This is a genomic window from Pandoraea soli (genome assembly GCF_902459595.1).
Classification (GTDB): Bacteria; Pseudomonadota; Gammaproteobacteria; order Burkholderiales; family Burkholderiaceae; genus Pandoraea; species Pandoraea cepalis.
Genome location: NZ_CABPSG010000001.1, coordinates 89,987 through 107,237 on the forward strand (window position 1 = coordinate 89,987; position 17,251 = coordinate 107,237).

Below are 17,251 nucleotides of genomic sequence, written 5' to 3' on the forward strand. Positions count from 1 at the left end.
GCTACGTTTCAACAATGCCCCACTTGATACGCGCCCAAAGACGCTCGTGAGCCAGGTAAGCGACCGAAGTGTAGATGTTGCTGATGATCATGAAACCGACCGCAATGTGAATGGTGCCGGTAAGCAGGTAGAGCGTCCCGAAGTCGAGGCACATGACCACAATCCGATACGTAAGCGCCTTGGTTACCGAGCGACGGCTGCTTACGGTTCTCATGATAAGCGATGGGGGGCGTGACCATTCATGCCATGAGCCACCACGCCGGGCGTAATCAAGATGTGTTTGTGCATGGCATCCTGCTGCGGTTCAGGAAAATCACGTAAGAAGCATAAGTCGACCAATGAAACGCTTGTTGATACCGGTCAATGCCAATTCGCGTTGACACGCATTCGGTATCGGTGCGCCGTGCAACGCGGCACGCCGCCGGTCGACGTAGGGTCCGGTTAAGGACTGCTTCGCAGGAATCGTCCAATGGAGTGAGGCAATTGGGACGCGATATTGTCCGAATGTCGCTATTTTTTCTCTAAATTACATGAGATGTGAATTTCAAGTAGTTGATTTTAATTGAAATTAATAATATTCATTTCAATGCGACCCCGACGCTGCATCGTTTGACGGTGTCCGCCTACACATCTTTCGGAGTCCGCCGATTCGCCAAACGAGACCACCTCTCTACAATCGATTTCAACAGTTCCGGTGCCACTCACCAAAGCACGGACGGCCGTATAGGAGGTTGTCATGGCGAAGCGCATTCTCCCATCACCGATAGCGTCTACACCGCGTGGAACGTCCCGTTCAGGGACGGCGCACGCGCAGCATGCATTGACGCATGAGGATGGTGACGCAGAGACAACCGGCGCATCGACGCCTGCAGGCGAGCGTTCGGCACCCGCGCAACCGCACGAGGCCAGACAGTCGGTCGCTCGTGATGCGCAGGTAGCCCATGCGCACAAGCAGTCCGATCCCGTTTGGCTGGGGGCTTCCAGCGAGAAGCCAGGAACGAAGAACAAGGACGGTGGGGCCGTAGCGGAAGGGCATGGGTATGCCCCGGACATCGCCCACGGAGAGGAGAGCGGCTATGGACCGGCCGATAGTGCGCCGGGCGCACATCCCCGGTTCGGCCGCCAAAGTGCGTACGGCCCACATGACGATTACGTTGGCACCGGCCGAAATACTGCAGGCGCTCAGCCGCCCGAGAACCGACCGCCGGCGTCTCACCAGGTCGACTGGCCGGAGGGCACGGTCGGGGCGGAAGCGGCGCCGAAGCCCCGCGAGCCGACCGCGGCGCAACGGTCGGGCGATCTGGCAATACGAGACGACATTCGTCAGCGGCTGGCCGCCGTACCCGACCTCGATATCTCGCACATCGACATTGCGGTGAGCGCGGGACTGGCGTTGCTGACCGGCGATGTGCCGGAGCGCTGGATGCAGCATGAGGTGCAGGCGGTCGTCTCGGAAGTGCCTGGCGTGAGCGGCGTCGACAACCGATTGCACGAACGGCGCCCACAGCCGATGAGCCGTCCCGGAGAAAGTCAGGAGGGTCACAAGATCTGACTCGGGCGACATTGCTATGCAGGACAACCGGACATTCGGGCGATCCCTTCGCATAGAAGGGCGCCGGCTGCCGGAAGCAGGGCAAGATCCCGCGTATTTCCACGCGAGGGAAGGTATCACCTAAGACTCGGTCGCCGCAGGGGTGCCGCACGCCAAACGTGCTGGAGGTGACGCCCAAGGCAGCGATGCCATTGGTGCGACGACTCAATTTCGGGAGGTCAACCATGAAACAAGCCAATCTGCTCAAACTCATCATGGCCGGTGCACTTGCTACGACCGGCATCGCAGCGCATGCCCTCGACCAGGGCGGCATCATCAAGATCGCCGATCAGTCGGGCGCCAGCGGCGTGATGAGCGATACCGGTCGCAAAATTGACGACTCGGCGCTGACTGCCAAGGTCAAGGCTGAATTGCTCGCCAAGAAGGACGTGCCGTCGACCAAGGTGCATGTCACGACGCGTCACGGCGTGGTGCATCTGACCGGTTCGGTGCCGCAATCCGCGCAGAAGACCCTCGTCGTCGACACGGTCAAGGGCGTTGAAGGTGTCGTCGACGTGAAGGACGACATCAAGGTAATGGGCAAGTAACCGTAACCGCATTCTCTCCCCGTCGATGGCGCGTGTCGCGCGCCTCGACATCACTGGAAGAAGGAGAAGAGCATGACCATGCAAACCGGTCGGGGCGAAACGCCCCAGTCAGGCGCTCGCATCGTGGGCGATCCGCACACGTTGCCCGAGGGGCCGGGCCCGTCGGTGATGGCCGCCGACACGCTCGACGCCGAAGACGTTGTGAACCGCACCGGCGAAAGCCTCGGGAAGGTCAAGCACATCATGCTCGATGTGCAACGCGGCACCGTCGCCTACGCGGTACTGTCGTTCGGTGGGTTTCTCGGCATGGGCGACAAGCTGTTTGCCATTCCTTGGCATGCCTTGCAGCTCGACGTCGGGAACAAGCGTTTCATTCTGGATATCGACAAGGAAGCGCTCAAGAAGGCGCCAGGCTTCGACAAGGATCACTGGCCAAGCATGGCTGACATGCAATGGGCCGAACAGGTGCACACGTATTACACCGTCGATCCCTATTGGCATTGAGCAGGGCGAGAGCTTGCTTATGTCGAGTCAAACCGAGATTTGCCGGATGACGCAAGCGCTGCCTCGGTACGCGCATCTGCCTGAGCCTTACGACCCAGGCAAGCCGCCCGGGACACCGCCGCCGAAAACGCCGCCCGACGACGACGAGCCGATGCCGCCACCGGACAGACCGCTGGATCCCCCGGTGCAAGAGCCGCCGCTGCGGCCGCCGGGCAAATACGTCCGCTCAACGACGTCCGCTTTGGGGCGATCCGGTGGACCGGCAGCGGCGGCACAGGGAGCGACGCCGTTCGTGACAGCCGGATCCCCAAGGGAGGAAAGTCATGCCTTATCGTCAGACCGAGGAGCTGCCGGCAAGTGTCAAGGATCACTTGCCCGCGCACGCGAAGGAGATTTACCTCAAGGCGTTCAATGCCGCTTGGGACGAATACCGAGATCCCGGCGAGCGGCGCGGTCATGAATCGCGCGAAGCCACAGCACACAAAGTGGCTTGGGCCGCGGTGAAGAAGACTTACGAAAAGGACGAAGGATCCGGTCAGTGGCGCGCGAAAGCGCGTCGCCAGTGATCGAATCTGAGGGAAATCGCCACTCGCCGGCCCATGCTTTGGGCCGGTTTTTTGTGCGGGCTCCGCATATGCCGGCTGTCTGGCCGGGCCGATCCTGGGGCGCTGCTGTCACCGATGTTGCGCACATCCTGCAACGCAATGTCTGGTGTGTCGATTGTCGGCCGTTTGTCGGCACGGATGAAGTTTGCGCAATGTTGCATTGCGGCGCGCGGTCTGCAGGATTTGTCGCGTTGGCGTAGAATCGGCCATCCTTGATGGGCCGGGGGCGACGAGCGTTCGACATCCACTGCCTGCCGCGCCCAATATCGTTTCGCTTGTCGTTGCCGACCCCCTCGCCAGTCCCGGACTGGCTGTCATGACCGAATCCCAATGAGTGCCCCCCAAATCCTGCCCGCTCAGGCGGCCGAAGCGTTGGCTCCGTCGTCCATTCCCGTCTGGCTCTCGTTCGTGGCGCTTGCCATGGGCGGCTTCGGCATCGGGACCGGCGAATTCGTCATCATGGGCCTGCTTCCCGATGTCGCCCAAGGTCTGAATATCACCATTCCGCAAGCCGGCCATGCGATCAGTACCTACGCACTGGGCGTCGTGATCGGCGCACCGCTGCTCGCCGTGCTGGGGGTGCGCCTGCCGCGCCGCGCGTTCCTGATCGCGCTCATGGCGATGTTCGCCGTCGGCAACCTGGCCAGCGCCCTTGCGCCGAGCTACCTCGCGCTGATCGTGCTGCGCTTTCTCAGCGGCCTGCCGCACGGCACTTACTTCGGTGTCGCCGCATTGGTGGGGGCTTCGCTTGTTCCGCCACATCGGCGTGTGCATGCGGTGGGGCAGATCATGCTGGGGCTGACGCTCGCCACGCTCTTCGGCGTGCCCCTGGCCGCAGGTCTCGGGCAGTGGCTCGGCTGGCGCGCTGCGTTCGTCCTCGTTGGCATCATCGGGGCGTTGACAGCCGTGATGGTCTGGCGTTGGGTCCCGAATGCGCCGGCACCGCATGGCGCGAGTCCGATGCGCGAGCTGAGCGCGCTGCGTAACGCCCAGGTGTGGCTCACGCTGGGCATCGGCGCGATCGGCTTCGGGGGCATGTTCGCGGTGTTCAGCTACATCAAGCCGACGCTCATGCAAGTCGCCGGCGTTCCCGAAGCGTGGGTGCCGTTCTACCTTGCACTGTTCGGTGTCGGCATGGTCGCGGGTACGGTCGTCGGACCGCGCCTGGTCGCGGCCGCGTCGCTCATGCGCGCCATCGGCGGCACGCTGATCTGGTCGGCGCTGCTCCTGGGCGCCTTCACCTTCACGGCGTCGAGTCCTTGGCTGGCCGGTGTCAACGTGCTCGCCATCGGCACGATCATCATCATCGGCCCGGCGTTGCAAATTCGTCTGATGGATGTGGCCGGCGAGGCTCAAACACTCGCGGCGGCGCTCAACCACTCGGCGTTCAACATGGCCAACGCGGCCGGCGCGTGGCTCGGGGGTGTGGCAATTTCCGCGGGTTACGGCTGGACATCGACCGGCTGGGTCGGTGTCTTGCTGTCGTGCGCCGGCATGTTGATGTTCTTCTGGGCGCGCCACAATGCCCGTCAAAAGGCGCGGTAAGCCGGCAGGTGCCCGCTAAGGCGCCGGTCAGGCCGTGAGGGCCACGCCGCCGTTCAGACGTTCGAGCACGGTGGCGCGCACGGCGGCCGGGGCGTCCGCGAGCAGTGCGGGCCATTGGGCCTGCGCGTCTCGGACGGCCTCGCGTGCAATGGCGCTCAAGCGGCTCACGCGGAGCAGCCCGGCGCCCTTGAGCAGCGCGTCGAGGGCATGCCAGTCGAATGCCCGCAGTGTCTTGTCGATCGCCCGGTTCACGCCGTAATGCGATGCCGGCACGTCGTGAAAGAAGGCGACGACGCACACCGGGTCATACACCGGCGCCAACTGCGGCGTATGGGCATCGGGATAGATCAATGCCCAGTTCTTCAGGTGGGCGTCAGTATTGCCGAGCAGGATGAAGGCGATCAGACGACGCAGGAACTCGCGTACGTCGCGCACCGGCTGAGCGGACAACTGATCCAGCACCCGCAGCATCGTCGTGTAGTCGATATCAAGTCCACGCCCGTACTTGCTGCGCGGTGGATATTGCAGCACCTGCGCGAATTCCTCCATATGCACGCGCCGTCCGTCGGGCAGCCGGTCGAAGCGCGGCACGGCGAGGATATGCTCGAACGGCACCTGCTCGGGCAAGTCGGCATCGCGTCGCGAGATGATCTCGGCTTTCGCGCAATCCAGGCCGAGGGCCTCGCACAGTCGGTAGCCTGTGAATTCGTTCTCAACGAGATCCGGGTGGCGCGTCGTCGGCAACTTCAGAATGACCGAGCCCGCGCGCCCCTGGCGCTTGACGACGTAGCGCCGTCCATCGCGAACGGCCGAGAACTTGGTCACCACGCCGGGCAGCGACGCGGCGTCCTCCACCGGTGTATCGACGAAACCGGGTTCCACCATTTCGAGACCGAGCGCCGTGTGCCAGCGATGCACGACGTCGGGCACGCCCTCGCGCAAGGGCACGGGCTCGACCTCGAGCGCGCCCATCAGGTCGTGTCCCGCGGCGGCGAGCAGCTCGAACTCATCGTCGGGGCTGCAGCGGCGCTCGGCGGCGAGCCGTTCACGGTTATGGCCCTCGGGCAGCAGGTTCTCGAAATACATCGGCCAGCGGCCGTCAGTGCGCACGAGGCGCGCATCGTGGGGCGCCGCGAGAATCGCTCGCGTCGCCGTCTCGTTGGCGCCGCGATAGGCCAGTGAGAGTGCCGGCCGCTGGGCGTCGGCGATGTAGTCCTCATCGAACGACATGCGCAGGATGTCGCCATACTGCGACAGATAACCGATGGGGCGACGTGACCCGTCGGGCATGTGCAGATAGGCGCGCAGGTATTTGATGTTCATGGGCGGGGGCGTGATCCCGTGGCAGGTTAGCCTGCAAGCGTCTCGACGATGGAGGGCGGGGCGGCGATGCCGCTGGGCTGCGCGAGGTATTTGCCGCCGGAGCGAAGAAAGGCCTCGACCTCCTGTCGCAGACCCGCCGGTACCAGCATCGGTTCGAGGCCGAGGGCGCGCGCCGTCTCGAGCACGGTCGACAGGCGCGGATCGAACGCGCCAGACTCCACTTTTTGGACGGTCATGCGCGACAGCCCCGCCTGATCGGCGAGTTCCGCCTGGGTCAGGCCGGCGGCCTTGCGTGCCGCGATCAGCGGTGCAATGAAGCTCATCATGGTGTGCTTTTACATAAAAAAGATACTTTATATTAGCATTTTCTCAAGAAGATTTCCATGAAAGCTAATAATTGCAATCTTTTAGTCGAAAAAGATCTCGATGACTATCATCAATCGTCGCGACCGGCATGCACCTTGCCACGCGTTGCCTTGACGCGGGCGCGACCTTGTTTCGCGTCCCGTCGGCGGACTTGGCTGCCGAGCGTGGGCCGGGTCGGAACCCGCCGACGCGGCGCCACGGCGGCCGCATCGACCAGCGCCTGCAGACGCGCAAGGGCATCGGCCCGGTTGAGTTCCTGCGAGCGATGCTGCTGCGCCTTGATGACGATCACGCCGTCTTGAGTGATGCGCTGGTCGAGCCGGGAGAGCAAACGCGATTTGACATCGTCGGGCAAGGACGAACGCATCACATCGAAGCGCAGATGGATGGCGCTGGAGACTTTATTGACGTTTTGGCCGCCGGCGCCCTGGGCGCGCATGGCAGTGAGTTCGACGTCTTCGGGAGCAATGAGAATGCGACGGTTCATAGGGCAAGGATACCGTTCTCACCGTCTCGCTCACAAGCGCGCAGAACGACGGCGCTGTGCCATGACGAGGTGAGCCTGGGGCGAGAGTGGGGCGGCGCGCCAGAGGTGCCGATCAAACGGTGCCTTGAACGACAGGCTGGAGGTTTTCGTCGCGGCCGCGGTTCGATGCCTGCGCGGCTATCTGCACGCCGGCTGCCGTGTCGGCACGCACCGAGAAGCCGAACGTATTCAGACCGTTGGCGCTATGCGCCCAGACCGTGCCGCCATGCATGTCGGCAATCGCCTTGACGATGGCCAGCCCCAGGCCATGATTCTCGCGGCTGTTGGTGCGCGACGCCTCCGCCCGGTAGAAGCGGTCGAACAGATGCCGCAGCACATCGAGCGAAATCGACGGGCCGGGATTCACGACATCGATGCACACGGTGCGCGCGTCATCGGCGTCGATGCGCAGGTGGACATCGATATTCGCCCCCGGGGCGCAATGCTCGATGGCATTCGTCACCAGGTTGGCCAATGCCCGCCCGAACAGCGCCTTGTTCACCTGGGCGACGGCGCTCCCATGCAAGCGGGCCGTGACTTGCGCCTCTTCCAGCAGAATCTCCAGAAACTCCAGGGTGTGCGCCGCCTCGCTCGCGAGCGACACCGCGCTCAGCCCCGTGGCCCGTTCGCCCTGATCGGCGCGCGAGAGGAACAGCATGTCGTTGACGATCGTGCGCATGCGTCCCAGCTCTTCCAGATTCGATTGCAGCAGGGCCCGCAAATCCTCGACAGGCCGCTCACGTGTGAGCGCCACTTCCGTCTGGCCGATCAAAATGGTCACCGGGGTACGCAGCTCGTGTGCGACATCGGCATTGAACGACTCCAGGCGCTCGTAGGCGCTATCGAGTCGTGCCAGGGCGCCATTGAACGAATGTGCCAGATCGTCGAGTTCGACGGGCAATGAACGCGTGTCGAGCCGTTGCGAACGATTGTCCGGGCGGATCTCGGACGCTTCGCGCGTCAGTCGCGTGAGCGGCGCCAAGCCCAGCCGCGTCGCCCAATAGCTGAGCAGCAGCACGCCCAGGCTGCCGAGCGCCGAGAGCACCGCGAGTCCCAGGCCGAAGGCGCGCAGCGTGCGTTCGTTGCGCGAGTAGCTCGCGGTGACCTGCAGGGAAACCGCCGGACGCGTGCCATAAGCCGGCAGGATTTCGCGCGTGCTCAGCATGTCGTCGCCCCCGCCATCGGGGCGCAGCCGAACATAGCCGTTGGCCAGCCGTTTGACGAACATGCCGCTCACGGGCTTGCCGAACGTGTAATTCGGGTCGTCGCTCGTCACGGCATAGGTCGTGGTGCCATCGCGGGGCGTCATGTCGGTGAGCTTTTCGCGCACGATCTGCCACTTCTGCGGCGTGGCGCCGTGATAGACGATGATGTGGGCGATCTGGGCACGGTCGTCGAGCGATTCCCGCAGATGCCGCTCCAACTGGATGCGCAGCATCAAAAAGAGCGCAGCCCCCACCATGGCGAACACCGACAGCGCCACGATAGCGAACATGGCGGCCAGGCGGCGGGCGATCGAATGGGTCACGATGACAGGGACATGGCAATGACGCGCGGCACTCAGGCCTCGCGGACCTCCAGCACGTAGCCCATGCCGCGCACGGTGTGCAGTAACTTGGACTGGAACGGCCCGTCGAGCTTGGCGCGCAATCGCTTGATCGCTGTCTCGACCACGTTCGTGTGGCTGTCGAAATTGACGTCCCAGACGAGTTCGGTGATCGCCGTCTTGGACAGGATGTCGCCTTGCCGGCGCGCGAGCACCGACAGCAACTGGAACTCCTTGGCCGTGAGATCAAGCCGTTGGCCGTCGCGCGTGGCCCGGCGACCGATCAGGTCGACGTAGAGTTCGCCGACCGAGATCAACGTCGATTCCTGCACGCGCGTGCGACGGGCGAGGGCGTGCAGGCGCTCCACCAGCTCGATAAAAGAGAAGGGCTTGGTCAGATAGTCGTCCGCGCCTTCGCGCAGACCCCGCACGCGGTCGTTCACGTGATCGCGGGCCGTGAGCATGATGACGGGCGTGGACTTGCGCTCGCGCAGCGCGCCGAGCACGGCAAAGCCGTCACGCTTGGGCAGCATGACGTCGAGCACGATCACGTCGTAGTCGAACTCCAGCGCCAGATGCGTGCCTTCCTCGCCATCGAGCGCGACGTCGACCACCCAGCCTTGCTCGGTCAGCCCGGCGCGCAGGTAGTCCACGACCTTGTGTTCGTCTTCAACGATCAATACTTTCATTTCGCCACCTCATCTTTGCGCATTATACGAGTCGGTGCTGACCTCCGAGGGTTGCCAGCCGCCGCCCAGCGCCTTGACCAGCGCCACCGACAAGACCCATTGCTGAGCGCGAATCTGAACGTCCTGGCGCTCGCTCGCCAGCCGGCCTTGCTGCGCCGTGATCACACTCAGATAGGCTGTGAGCCCGCCCGAGTAGCGGTCGTTGGCCAAGCTCAGGAGTCGTTGCGCGTCGACGACAGCCGCATGCGATTCGCGCGCGGCGGCGTCGAGTACCGACAGACCCGTCACGCCGTCTTGCACTTGCTGGAACGCAGTGAGCACGGTCTGCCGGTAGTTCGCCTCGACGGCGCGGTATCCCGCACTGGCGAAGTCGACACTCGCCTGACGCCGTCCACCATCGAAGACCGCTTGCGTGGCGAGCGTGCCCAGCGTCCAGAGCAGACTCGGCGCCGAGAGCAGGTTGGCGAATTGCGTGCTTTGCCAGCCGATGCCCGGATTGAGCGTGAGGCTGGGGAAGAACGCCGCCTTCGCCACGCCGATCTGGGCGTTCGCCGCTGCCATGGCGCGCTCGGCCGATGCCACGTCGGGACGACGCTGCAGGATGTCGCTCGGCACGCCGATCGGGATCGACGGCAGCGTGGCCGGCAGTGTTCCCGCGGGCACTGAAAAGGCCGGGGCGGGCACGCCGACGAGCGCGGCAATCGCATGCTCGTATTGGTCGCGTTGCTGAAGCAGCAAGCGCGCCTGCACGCGCGTAGTGTCAAGTTCCGATTGTTGCTGAAGGACATCGAGACCCGACACGGCGCCCAGATCATGCTGCGCGCTCACGTAATCGAGCGCCTTGCGTTGCAGCGCGACGGATTCGTCGAGCACCTTGATTTCGTCGTCGGCGGCGCGTAGCTGGACGTAGGCGGTGGCCAGTTGCGTCGTGAGCACCAGACGCGCGTTGGCCAGATCGTCCCCCGCCTGTTCGGCGGAGGCGCGCGCCCCTTCGACCTGACGACGCAGGCGGCCGAACAGATCGGTGTCGTAGCTCACACCCAACCCCGCCTGCACATTGTTCTGAACGGTCGACATGCTCGTCGACGTATAGCTCGTGACCGGCCGGTTTGCCGAGACGCGCTGGCGTGCCAGACCGACCGACGCGTCGACTTCCGGCAGCCGTTGTGCCGAGGTGCCGGAGAGCGTCGCCTGGGCCTGGTCGTAATGCGCCACGGCGGCGGCGAGCGTCTGGTTCTGCGCGAGCGCCTGCATTTCGAGCGCCTCCAGCACCGGGTCGCGGAAAGCCTTCCACCAATCCGGCTGCAGCGCCGCGTGCGACGGCTGCGCGAGCTGCCACCCGGTGTCCGTCTTCCAGTCGGGCGGCACCGCGACGTCAGGCCGACGATAATCGGGGCCGACCGCACACCCACCGAGCAATGTGGCGACGGCGAGCAGCGCCATGCCAGAGCGCGCGCCGCGCATTGGGGCGTTCACGACTGGCCCCCTTGCGCCTTGCCGTCGGGTCTGGCCGCCGGGGCGGTCTTGACCGCCGGCGCTTTGGCCTGCACTTGATCGCCGTCGTCGATCGAATCGCTCGGATTGACGATGACACAGTCGGTCGGGGAGACCCCGGCCGACAATTCCAGCGACTGTCCCAGATCGCGCGCGATCGCAATCTTGTGTAGATGCACGACACCCTGGTCGTCCACGACCGCCACGCGCGGGCCCTCGGCGCGAAACAGCAGGGCATTGGCCGGCACGCTCAGATGCGCTTGCACGGCGCTTGGCAGCGCAAGCTGCACATACGCGCCCGGGCGCAGCTTTCTGTCGGGATTCGGCAGGGCGGCGTCGATTTCCAGCGAGCGGGTCGCCACATCGATGGCGCCCGAGACGTGCGTGATCTTGCCTTGGAAGTGCATGCCGGGAAGCTCCGCTTGCGTCACAACCACAGACTGGCCGACGCTCACCCCTTGGGCATAGGCCTGCGGCACCTGAACGGTGACGCGCAGCGGATCCGTCTGTGCCAGCGAAAACAGTGCGCGGCTGTTGCCGCTGCCCGCATCGATGAGATCGCCGATGTCAACGTTGCGCTGGGTGATCACGCCGTCAAAGGGCGCGACGATTCGCTTGAACGACTCGAGTTGTTGGAGCCTTTTGACGTTGGCCTCGGCCGCCGCCAGATTGGCGAGACCTTGCGTGTAGGTGCTCTGGCGCTCGTCGACTTCCTGCTGGGAGACGGCGTCGCGCTGGCGCAGTTGCTGCCAACGCGCAAGCGACGATTTCGCAAGTCCGAGGCTGGCATCGATCTGGTTGCGCTGGGCGATCGCCTGAGCGAGTTCCTGATCGATTTCGGGGGTATCGAGTTCGGCCAGCAACTGCCCCTGCTTGACGCGGGCACCGATGTCCACATATCGCCGCCGCAAATAGCCGGTCGCTCGGGCATAGATGGGCGACTCGACCGCGCCACGCAACGTGGCGGGCAACAGCGTTTCGCTCGCCGGCGTCGGTCGTGGCGTGACGACGCTGACATATTGCAAGGCGTTCTCGGCCGTGGCCTTGGCGACATCGCGACGTTGCAGCGCATTGGAGATCGTCGTGCGTGCCGCGCCGGCCGCGAGCAGCACGGCCACGACGATCAACAGGCGCTTGGCGCGCCGGAATTCGCCTTGTCGCGGCGGCAACTGCCGGCCGTCGGCGGGCTTGTGTTCGGGAATGGCCAGTTCGGCGTGATGTTTCTCGGTCATGAGATTCGACCCGTCAGGATTTTTGGATATCGGGTTCGGCGCGGCGAACCTTGCGTCGCGCGAGCCGCGTGTGCACGCCGGCGAAGACCAGCGGCACGAAGAAGAGCGTGGAAACCGTGGCGAACATCAGGCCGCCGATGACCGCACGGCCCAATGGCGCGTTCTGTTCGGCGCCCTCGCCGAGACCGAGCGCCATCGGCACCATGCCGATAATCATGGCGAGCGCCGTCATTAGCACCGGACGGATCCGGCTCGCCCCGGCTTCGAGCGCCGCTTTGAGTGGCGCCATGCCCGCTTCCATGCGCTGGCGTGCGAAGGCCACCACGAGAATGCTGTTGGCCGTGGCCACGCCCATTGTCATGATGGCCCCCGTGAGCGCAGGCACCGAGAGCCGTGTGCCGGTCAGGAACAGCATCCAGACGATGCCCGCGAGCGCGGCGGGCAGGGCGCTCACGATAATGAGCGGGTCGACCCACGACTGGAAATTCACCACGATCAGCAGATAGACGAGCACGATGGCCATCGCCACGCCCAGCCCCAGTCCGAGGTAGGAGCTTTGCATTGTGCTGACCTGGCCGCGCACGGTGATCTGGCTGCCGCGCGGCAGATCCTTGCGCGCCTGTGCGACGAGCCGATCGATGTCGCTCGCGACGCTCCCCAGATCCCGTCCTTCCACGCTCACGAAGATGTCGATCACCGGCCGGATGTTGTAATGGCTGACCACGGCGAAGCGCTGCGTCGGCTCGACCTTCACGAAGTTGGCGAGCAGTTGTGGCTGGCCGTTGTTGGCGGTACCCGCCACCGGCAGGCGCAACAGGTCGTCGATGGAACTGATGCGGTACTGCGGCGATTGCACCGACAGGCTGTACTCCACGCCGTTCTCCGGGTTGAACCAAAAGCCCGGCGACGTCTGCGAACTGCCCGAGAGCGAGATCAGCACGTTCTGAGCCACGGCGTTGGCGTTCAGGTTCAGTTGCTGAAGGCGCGTGCGGTCCATGTCAAGATGAAGCGTCGGCGCGTTGACCCGTTGCTGGATATGCGTGTCGACGGTGCCAGGCACCTGACGCACCTGCTTGAGGAGCTTCGTTGCGGCGTCGAAGTTCGCCAGTTGCCGGTTGCCGCTGATCTGAATGTCGATGGCCGCGGGCAGCCCGAAGTTGAGAATCTGCGTGACGATGTCGGCCGGTTGAAAGAAGAACTCGACGCCGGGGAAGCGCTGCGGCAGTACCGCACGAAGCTTGTCGACATAGCTCGTGCTTGGGTGATGGTCGGGTGTTAGGGCGATCTGGATTTCGCCGTCGAGCGTGCCAATGGTGCCCGCGTTGCTGTACGACAGATTGATGCCGCTGTAGGGCAGGCCCAGGTTGTCGAGAATCGTTTCGAGTTCGTTGGCGGGCACGATCTCGCGCACGACCTTTTCGACTTCATCGGCCAGACGCGCCGTTTCCTCGATGCGCGTGCCAGTGGGCGCGCGCATGTGCAACCGGATGTTGCCCGCGTCCACGCTCGGGAAGAAATCCGCCCCCAACGCGAACACCAGCCCCATCGACAGCACGCAGAACGCCAGAAAACCCGTGGCGAATACGCGCCGGCGTACCAGCAGCATCGAGAGCACGGCGATGTAGGCGGCGCGCATGCGCTCGAAGGCGGCATCGAAGTGCAGATAGACGCGCCGGAACGCCCCGGGCGCCGCGTCCGGATCGGCCGCGCGGGCGTGTCCCATGAGCAGCATCGCGAGCGTGGGCACCAGCGTGCGCGACAACAGGTATGAGGCCAGCATCGCAAACACGACCGCCTCGGCGAGCGGCACGAACAGGTAGCGCGCCACCCCCGTCAGGAAGAACATCGGCACGAACACGATACAGATGCATAGCGTCGAGACCAGGGCAGGCACGGCAATTTCGCCCGCACCGTCGAGAATGGCCTGGTGCAGCGGCGTGCCCATATGCAGATGGCGCTCGATGTTCTCGATGGTCACCGTCGCGTCGTCGACCAGGATCCCCACGGCCAGCGCCAATCCGCCCAGCGTCATGATGTTGATCGTTTGACCGAGCGCATGCAGCGCGAGCAGCGACGACAGAATCGAGAGCGGGATCGAGATGGCAATGATGCAGGTGCTGCGCCAGTTGCCGAGGAACAGCAGGATCATGGCGGCCGTGAGCGCGGCGGCGATCAGCGCTTCGCGAATCACCCCTTGCACCGCTGCCTTCACGAACACCGACTGATCGAACAGCGCGGAGATGTGCAGATCCGGCGGCAGCGCAGCGCGCGCTTCGGGCAGCAGGGCCTTGAGCGAGTCGACCACCGACAGCGTGGACGCATCGCCCGTCTTCATGACCGACATCAGCACGCCGCGCTGGCCGTTCTGGCGCACGATGTTCGTCTGCGGCGAGAAGCCGGTGCGCACGTGCGCGACTTCGCGCAGATAGGTCGTGGCGCCGTTTACCGTACGCACCGGGATGTTGTTCAGGCCCTCGACGGTGGCCGGCGACCCGTTCATGTCAACGCTGTATTCGCGCGAGCCGATCTTCGTTGTGCCGGTCGGCAGGATCAGGTTCTGGGCGTTGACGGCAGCCACCACGTCCTGCGCCGTCAATCCCTTGGCGAGCAAGGCGCGCGTGTCGATGTCCACGGAGATCAGTCGCGTCTTGCCCCCGTACGGATAGGGCACGGCGGCCCCCGGGATCGTCACCAACTGCGGCCGCAGGAAATTGAGCGCCGTGTCGTTGAGCGCGGGTTCCGACAGGCTGGGGCTCGACAAGCCGAGCTGCATTACCGGAATCGACGAGGCCGAGTAGCTGATGATGAGCGGCGGCGTGGCGCCCGGCGGCATCTGCTTGACCTGCGCCTGCTCGATCGCCACGACCTGGGCGATGGCCGTCTGGAGGTTCGCCGTCGGCTGGAGGAAGATCTTGATGATGCCGATGCCGGGCAGCGATTGCGACTCGATGTGCTCGATATTGTTGACGGTGGTCGTCAGTCCGCGTTCGTTGCCGGAGATGATCCGGTTGGCGACATCCTGTGCTGCCAGGCCGTTATAGGTCCAGATGACGCTGATGACGGGAATGTTGATCTCCGGCAGCACGTCGACCGGTGTGCGCATGAGCGCGAGCGGCGTAGCGAGCAGGATCAGGATGGCCATCACGATGAACGTGTAGGGCCGCTTGAGCGCAACGTTGACAATCCACATGGTTCAGACGCGCTCGGGCGCAGTCACAGGCGTACGGGACAAGGGCCGTCCGGCGCGCGTGCGCCATGGCGCGGCACCGGTCCCGGATGGAATGCCGCCATGGTAGGGGTGCGCCCCCAACGCCAAAATGGCGCGAAAATGGCAAAACTGCCAGAAATCTCAACGCCAGCCGCACAGCCTTGTCCGGCAAGGCGCTGTGCACAGTCATGACGATGGGCGTGGCATATTACGGTGTGTTGCGCTTTCAACAAGCTGCGCAAAAAAATGGCTGGGGGCAACGCATTGCCCCCAGCCATTTCCGTCTCGACGCGGCCGTGCTCAGTTGGCGGCGGGCGGCGTCTCAGTCGTCGGCTTCTCGATGATGACGCGCCGGTTGTCGCGCGCGATGACCTTCATCGGCAGGCCGAGCGTCTCGAGCACCGTGAACTTTTGCGGATCGACCAGCGCGAGCGCCTTGGGCGCTGCCATCCAGACATCGGCAAACTTGTTGAGCGTCGGGATCCAGCTATCCGGCGCTTGCGAGATGCCGAACTCGAGTTCGTCCTGCACCGCCACCATGATCATGGTGTGACGCAGGTAGAACGGCATCGTGTGATCGAGCGTGCCGATTGAATAGAACGGCGTGTCCGGTCCCAGGCGATCCATTTCCGCGCGCACGGCCGGCACCAGATCGATCCCCGAACTGCTGCGCCCGAACGCTTCATGCCCGGATCCGCCAATCATCGCAAAGGCCAGCCACGCGCCAGCAAACGCGACGAGCGCCTGCTTCGTGCTGCGCGTGCTCAGCCAGCGCGCGAGTGCGAGGCCGATCAGCCCGGCAAAGCTCGCCGCGTAAAGGTAGTAGGAAAACGTGCGGTACGCCTCGACCGGGTTGCGGTTGTCCGAGTGATGCGAGAGGAAGACCAGGCAGGTCACGATCGTCGCCACGAACAGCCCGGCGGACACGACAAGGTGCTTGCGCAGCGACTCGCGCGAGATCCCAGCCAGCCCGAGCCCGAGGAGCAGCGCAAGGGCAGGCGACACCGGCAGCACGTACGACAGCAGTTTCGAGTGCGACGCCGAGAAGAAGCAGAAGATGAACACGGCCCAGACCGTGAGCATCAGGACCGGGCGGAATCCGTTGACCTGACGCGGCACGGCACGCGACGCCGAGATGGCGCGCGGAATCATCGACAGCCACGGCAGGAAGCCGATGATCAGCACCGGCACGAAGTACCACAACGCGCCGGGACGATGGTGATCCGGCTTCAGAAAGCGGTTGAAGTGCTCGTTGATGAAGAAGAAGTCGAAGAACGACGGGTTGCGCGCCATGACGGCGGCGAACCAGGGCACGGTGACGGCGAGCATCACGATCAGGCCGCTCGCGAGGTGAAGGCGTTTCCACAGCGCCCAGTCGCGCGCGATCAGCGTGTAGATCACCAGGACGGCGCCCGGTAACACCACCCCGATCAGCCCCTTGCTCAGGATCGACAACCCCATCGCGACCCAGCACAGCCACATCCAGTTGCGGACCTGCGTGTCGGTAAGGCCCGGGCGTTGTGCCAGCAGCAGTGCGCACAGCGCCAGTTCCATCATGAACGACACGCCCATGTCGAGCACGTTGAAGTGACCGAGCAGGCTCCACAGCGGCGCGCTCGCCAGTACCAGCGCGGCGAAGAAGCCCGCGCGCGCGCCGAACACGCGACGACCGGTGTAGCCGACGAGCAGCACCCCCGCGAATCCGGTCAATGCCGACCACAGGCGTGCCTGCCAGTCGCCGAGACCGAAGATCATGAACGTCAGCGCGTTCATCCAGGTTTGGAGTGGCGGTTTCTCGAAGTATAGGTAGCCGTTGTAGCGCAGCGTGACCCAGTCGTTGGTCGCCAGCATTTCGCGCGCCATCTCGGCGTAACGGCCTTCGTCGCTGGGCACCAGATGGCGCAGGTTCAATACGCCGAACCAGACCAGCGCGAACGCGGCCAGCAGCCAGAGCAAGGCGGCGGGAGAGATCGGCCAGGGTTCCAGCCCGGCGTCACGTTGAGGGCGTATGGACATGAATGGGAGGTTTCCGTTCTTGTTGAATGAGGTAAGTGTCGTGAATAAGGCGTATGAC

15 protein-coding genes are annotated in these 17,251 nt (G+C 64.4%); 5 read left to right on the forward strand and 10 right to left on the reverse strand.

Translation table 11 applies throughout. The features are described 5' to 3' along the window. Position 1 precedes the first annotated feature (1 nt). Positions 2 to 214 carry a DUF2061 domain-containing protein gene (locus tag PSO31014_RS00340; protein WP_150549786.1) on the reverse strand — a complete coding sequence of 71 codons (213 nt, stop codon included), beginning with the start codon at positions 212 to 214 and terminating at the stop codon, positions 2 to 4. Positions 215 to 820: 606 nt separating this feature from the next. On the opposite strand from PSO31014_RS00340, the gene PSO31014_RS00345 reads away from it, so the two are divergent. The 5 genes from PSO31014_RS00345 (at position 821) to PSO31014_RS00365 (ending at position 4,793) form a co-directional block, all read left to right on the forward strand. Beyond that, the gene (locus tag PSO31014_RS00345) at positions 821 to 1,552 is read left to right on the forward strand and encodes a BON domain-containing protein (RefSeq protein ID WP_174976321.1); all 732 of its coding nucleotides are present in this window, start codon (positions 821 to 823) and stop codon (positions 1,550 to 1,552) included. 224 nt (positions 1,553 to 1,776) lie between these two features. Further along, the gene (locus PSO31014_RS00350) at positions 1,777 to 2,139 is read left to right on the forward strand and encodes a BON domain-containing protein (RefSeq protein WP_174976322.1); all 363 of its coding nucleotides are present in this window, start codon (positions 1,777 to 1,779) and stop codon (positions 2,137 to 2,139) included. Between the two features lie 72 nt (positions 2,140 to 2,211). Beyond that, positions 2,212 to 2,643, forward strand: a complete 432-nt coding sequence (locus PSO31014_RS00355; RefSeq protein ID WP_150549789.1) for a PRC-barrel domain-containing protein — start codon at positions 2,212 to 2,214, stop codon at positions 2,641 to 2,643. Between the two features lie 323 nt (positions 2,644 to 2,966). After that, positions 2,967 to 3,209, forward strand: coding sequence for a ChaB family protein (locus tag PSO31014_RS00360; protein ID WP_150549790.1), 243 nt, complete (start codon positions 2,967 to 2,969; stop codon positions 3,207 to 3,209). A 369-nt stretch (positions 3,210 to 3,578) separates the two neighbouring features. After that, positions 3,579 to 4,793: an MFS transporter gene (locus PSO31014_RS00365; protein WP_150549791.1), complete on the forward strand. Its 1,215-nt coding sequence runs from the start codon at positions 3,579 to 3,581 to the stop codon at positions 4,791 to 4,793. A 27-nt stretch (positions 4,794 to 4,820) separates the two neighbouring features. Here the strand turns inward: PSO31014_RS00365 and PSO31014_RS00370 are convergent, their stop codons facing one another. From PSO31014_RS00370 to PSO31014_RS00410, 9 genes are all read right to left on the reverse strand, one after another. Further along, the gene (locus PSO31014_RS00370) at positions 4,821 to 6,116 is read right to left on the reverse strand and encodes a type II toxin-antitoxin system HipA family toxin (RefSeq protein ID WP_150549792.1); all 1,296 of its coding nucleotides are present in this window, start codon (positions 6,114 to 6,116) and stop codon (positions 4,821 to 4,823) included. 26 nt (positions 6,117 to 6,142) lie between these two features. Next, positions 6,143 to 6,442: a helix-turn-helix transcriptional regulator gene (locus PSO31014_RS00375; protein ID WP_150549793.1), complete on the reverse strand. Its 300-nt coding sequence runs from the start codon at positions 6,440 to 6,442 to the stop codon at positions 6,143 to 6,145. Between the two features lie 110 nt (positions 6,443 to 6,552). Next, on the reverse strand, positions 6,553 to 6,969 hold the full coding sequence (gene arfB / locus PSO31014_RS00380) for an alternative ribosome rescue aminoacyl-tRNA hydrolase ArfB (RefSeq protein WP_150549794.1): 417 nt from the start codon (positions 6,967 to 6,969) through the stop codon (positions 6,553 to 6,555). Positions 6,970 to 7,081: 112 nt separating this feature from the next. Beyond that, on the reverse strand, positions 7,082 to 8,536 hold the full coding sequence (locus tag PSO31014_RS00385; protein WP_217424898.1) for a heavy metal sensor histidine kinase: 1,455 nt from the start codon (positions 8,534 to 8,536) through the stop codon (positions 7,082 to 7,084). Positions 8,537 to 8,568: 32 nt separating this feature from the next. Then, positions 8,569 to 9,243, reverse strand: a complete 675-nt coding sequence (locus PSO31014_RS00390; RefSeq protein WP_150549795.1) for a heavy metal response regulator transcription factor — start codon at positions 9,241 to 9,243, stop codon at positions 8,569 to 8,571. Between the two features lie 9 nt (positions 9,244 to 9,252). Then, the gene (locus PSO31014_RS00395; RefSeq protein ID WP_150550376.1) at positions 9,253 to 10,707 is read right to left on the reverse strand and encodes an efflux transporter outer membrane subunit; all 1,455 of its coding nucleotides are present in this window, start codon (positions 10,705 to 10,707) and stop codon (positions 9,253 to 9,255) included. 8 nt (positions 10,708 to 10,715) lie between these two features. After that, a complete protein-coding gene (locus PSO31014_RS00400) occupies positions 10,716 to 11,969 on the reverse strand; it encodes an efflux RND transporter periplasmic adaptor subunit (RefSeq protein WP_150549796.1) in 1,254 nt (417 codons plus the stop codon). A gap of 13 nt (positions 11,970 to 11,982) precedes the next feature. Next, a complete protein-coding gene (locus PSO31014_RS00405) occupies positions 11,983 to 15,159 on the reverse strand; it encodes an efflux RND transporter permease subunit (RefSeq protein ID WP_150549797.1) in 3,177 nt (1,058 codons plus the stop codon). Positions 15,160 to 15,477: 318 nt separating this feature from the next. Further along, on the reverse strand, positions 15,478 to 17,193 hold the full coding sequence (locus PSO31014_RS00410) for a glycosyltransferase family 39 protein (protein ID WP_150549798.1): 1,716 nt from the start codon (positions 17,191 to 17,193) through the stop codon (positions 15,478 to 15,480). Positions 17,194 to 17,251: the final 58 nt, after the last annotated feature.

Coding starts and splice junctions, on each gene's coding strand:
- PSO31014_RS00340 (WP_150549786.1), bottom strand. CDS start 214: ATGAGAACCGTAAGCAGCCGTCGCTCGGTAACCAAGGCGCTTACGTAT.
- PSO31014_RS00350 (WP_174976322.1), top strand. CDS start 1,777: ATGAAACAAGCCAATCTGCTCAAACTCATCATGGCCGGTGCACTTGCT.
- PSO31014_RS00355 (WP_150549789.1), top strand. CDS start 2,212: ATGACCATGCAAACCGGTCGGGGCGAAACGCCCCAGTCAGGCGCTCGC.
- PSO31014_RS00360 (WP_150549790.1), top strand. CDS start 2,967: ATGCCTTATCGTCAGACCGAGGAGCTGCCGGCAAGTGTCAAGGATCAC.
- PSO31014_RS00365 (WP_150549791.1), top strand. CDS start 3,579: ATGAGTGCCCCCCAAATCCTGCCCGCTCAGGCGGCCGAAGCGTTGGCT.
- PSO31014_RS00370 (WP_150549792.1), bottom strand. CDS start 6,116: ATGAACATCAAATACCTGCGCGCCTATCTGCACATGCCCGACGGGTCA.
- PSO31014_RS00375 (WP_150549793.1), bottom strand. CDS start 6,442: ATGATGAGCTTCATTGCACCGCTGATCGCGGCACGCAAGGCCGCCGGC.
- arfB (WP_150549794.1), bottom strand. CDS start 6,969: ATGAACCGTCGCATTCTCATTGCTCCCGAAGACGTCGAACTCACTGCC.
- PSO31014_RS00390 (WP_150549795.1), bottom strand. CDS start 9,243: ATGAAAGTATTGATCGTTGAAGACGAACACAAGGTCGTGGACTACCTG.
- PSO31014_RS00395 (WP_150550376.1), bottom strand. CDS start 10,707: ATGCGCGGCGCGCGCTCTGGCATGGCGCTGCTCGCCGTCGCCACATTG.
- PSO31014_RS00400 (WP_150549796.1), bottom strand. CDS start 11,969: ATGACCGAGAAACATCACGCCGAACTGGCCATTCCCGAACACAAGCCC.
- PSO31014_RS00405 (WP_150549797.1), bottom strand. CDS start 15,159: ATGTGGATTGTCAACGTTGCGCTCAAGCGGCCCTACACGTTCATCGTG.
- PSO31014_RS00410 (WP_150549798.1), bottom strand. CDS start 17,193: ATGTCCATACGCCCTCAACGTGACGCCGGGCTGGAACCCTGGCCGATC.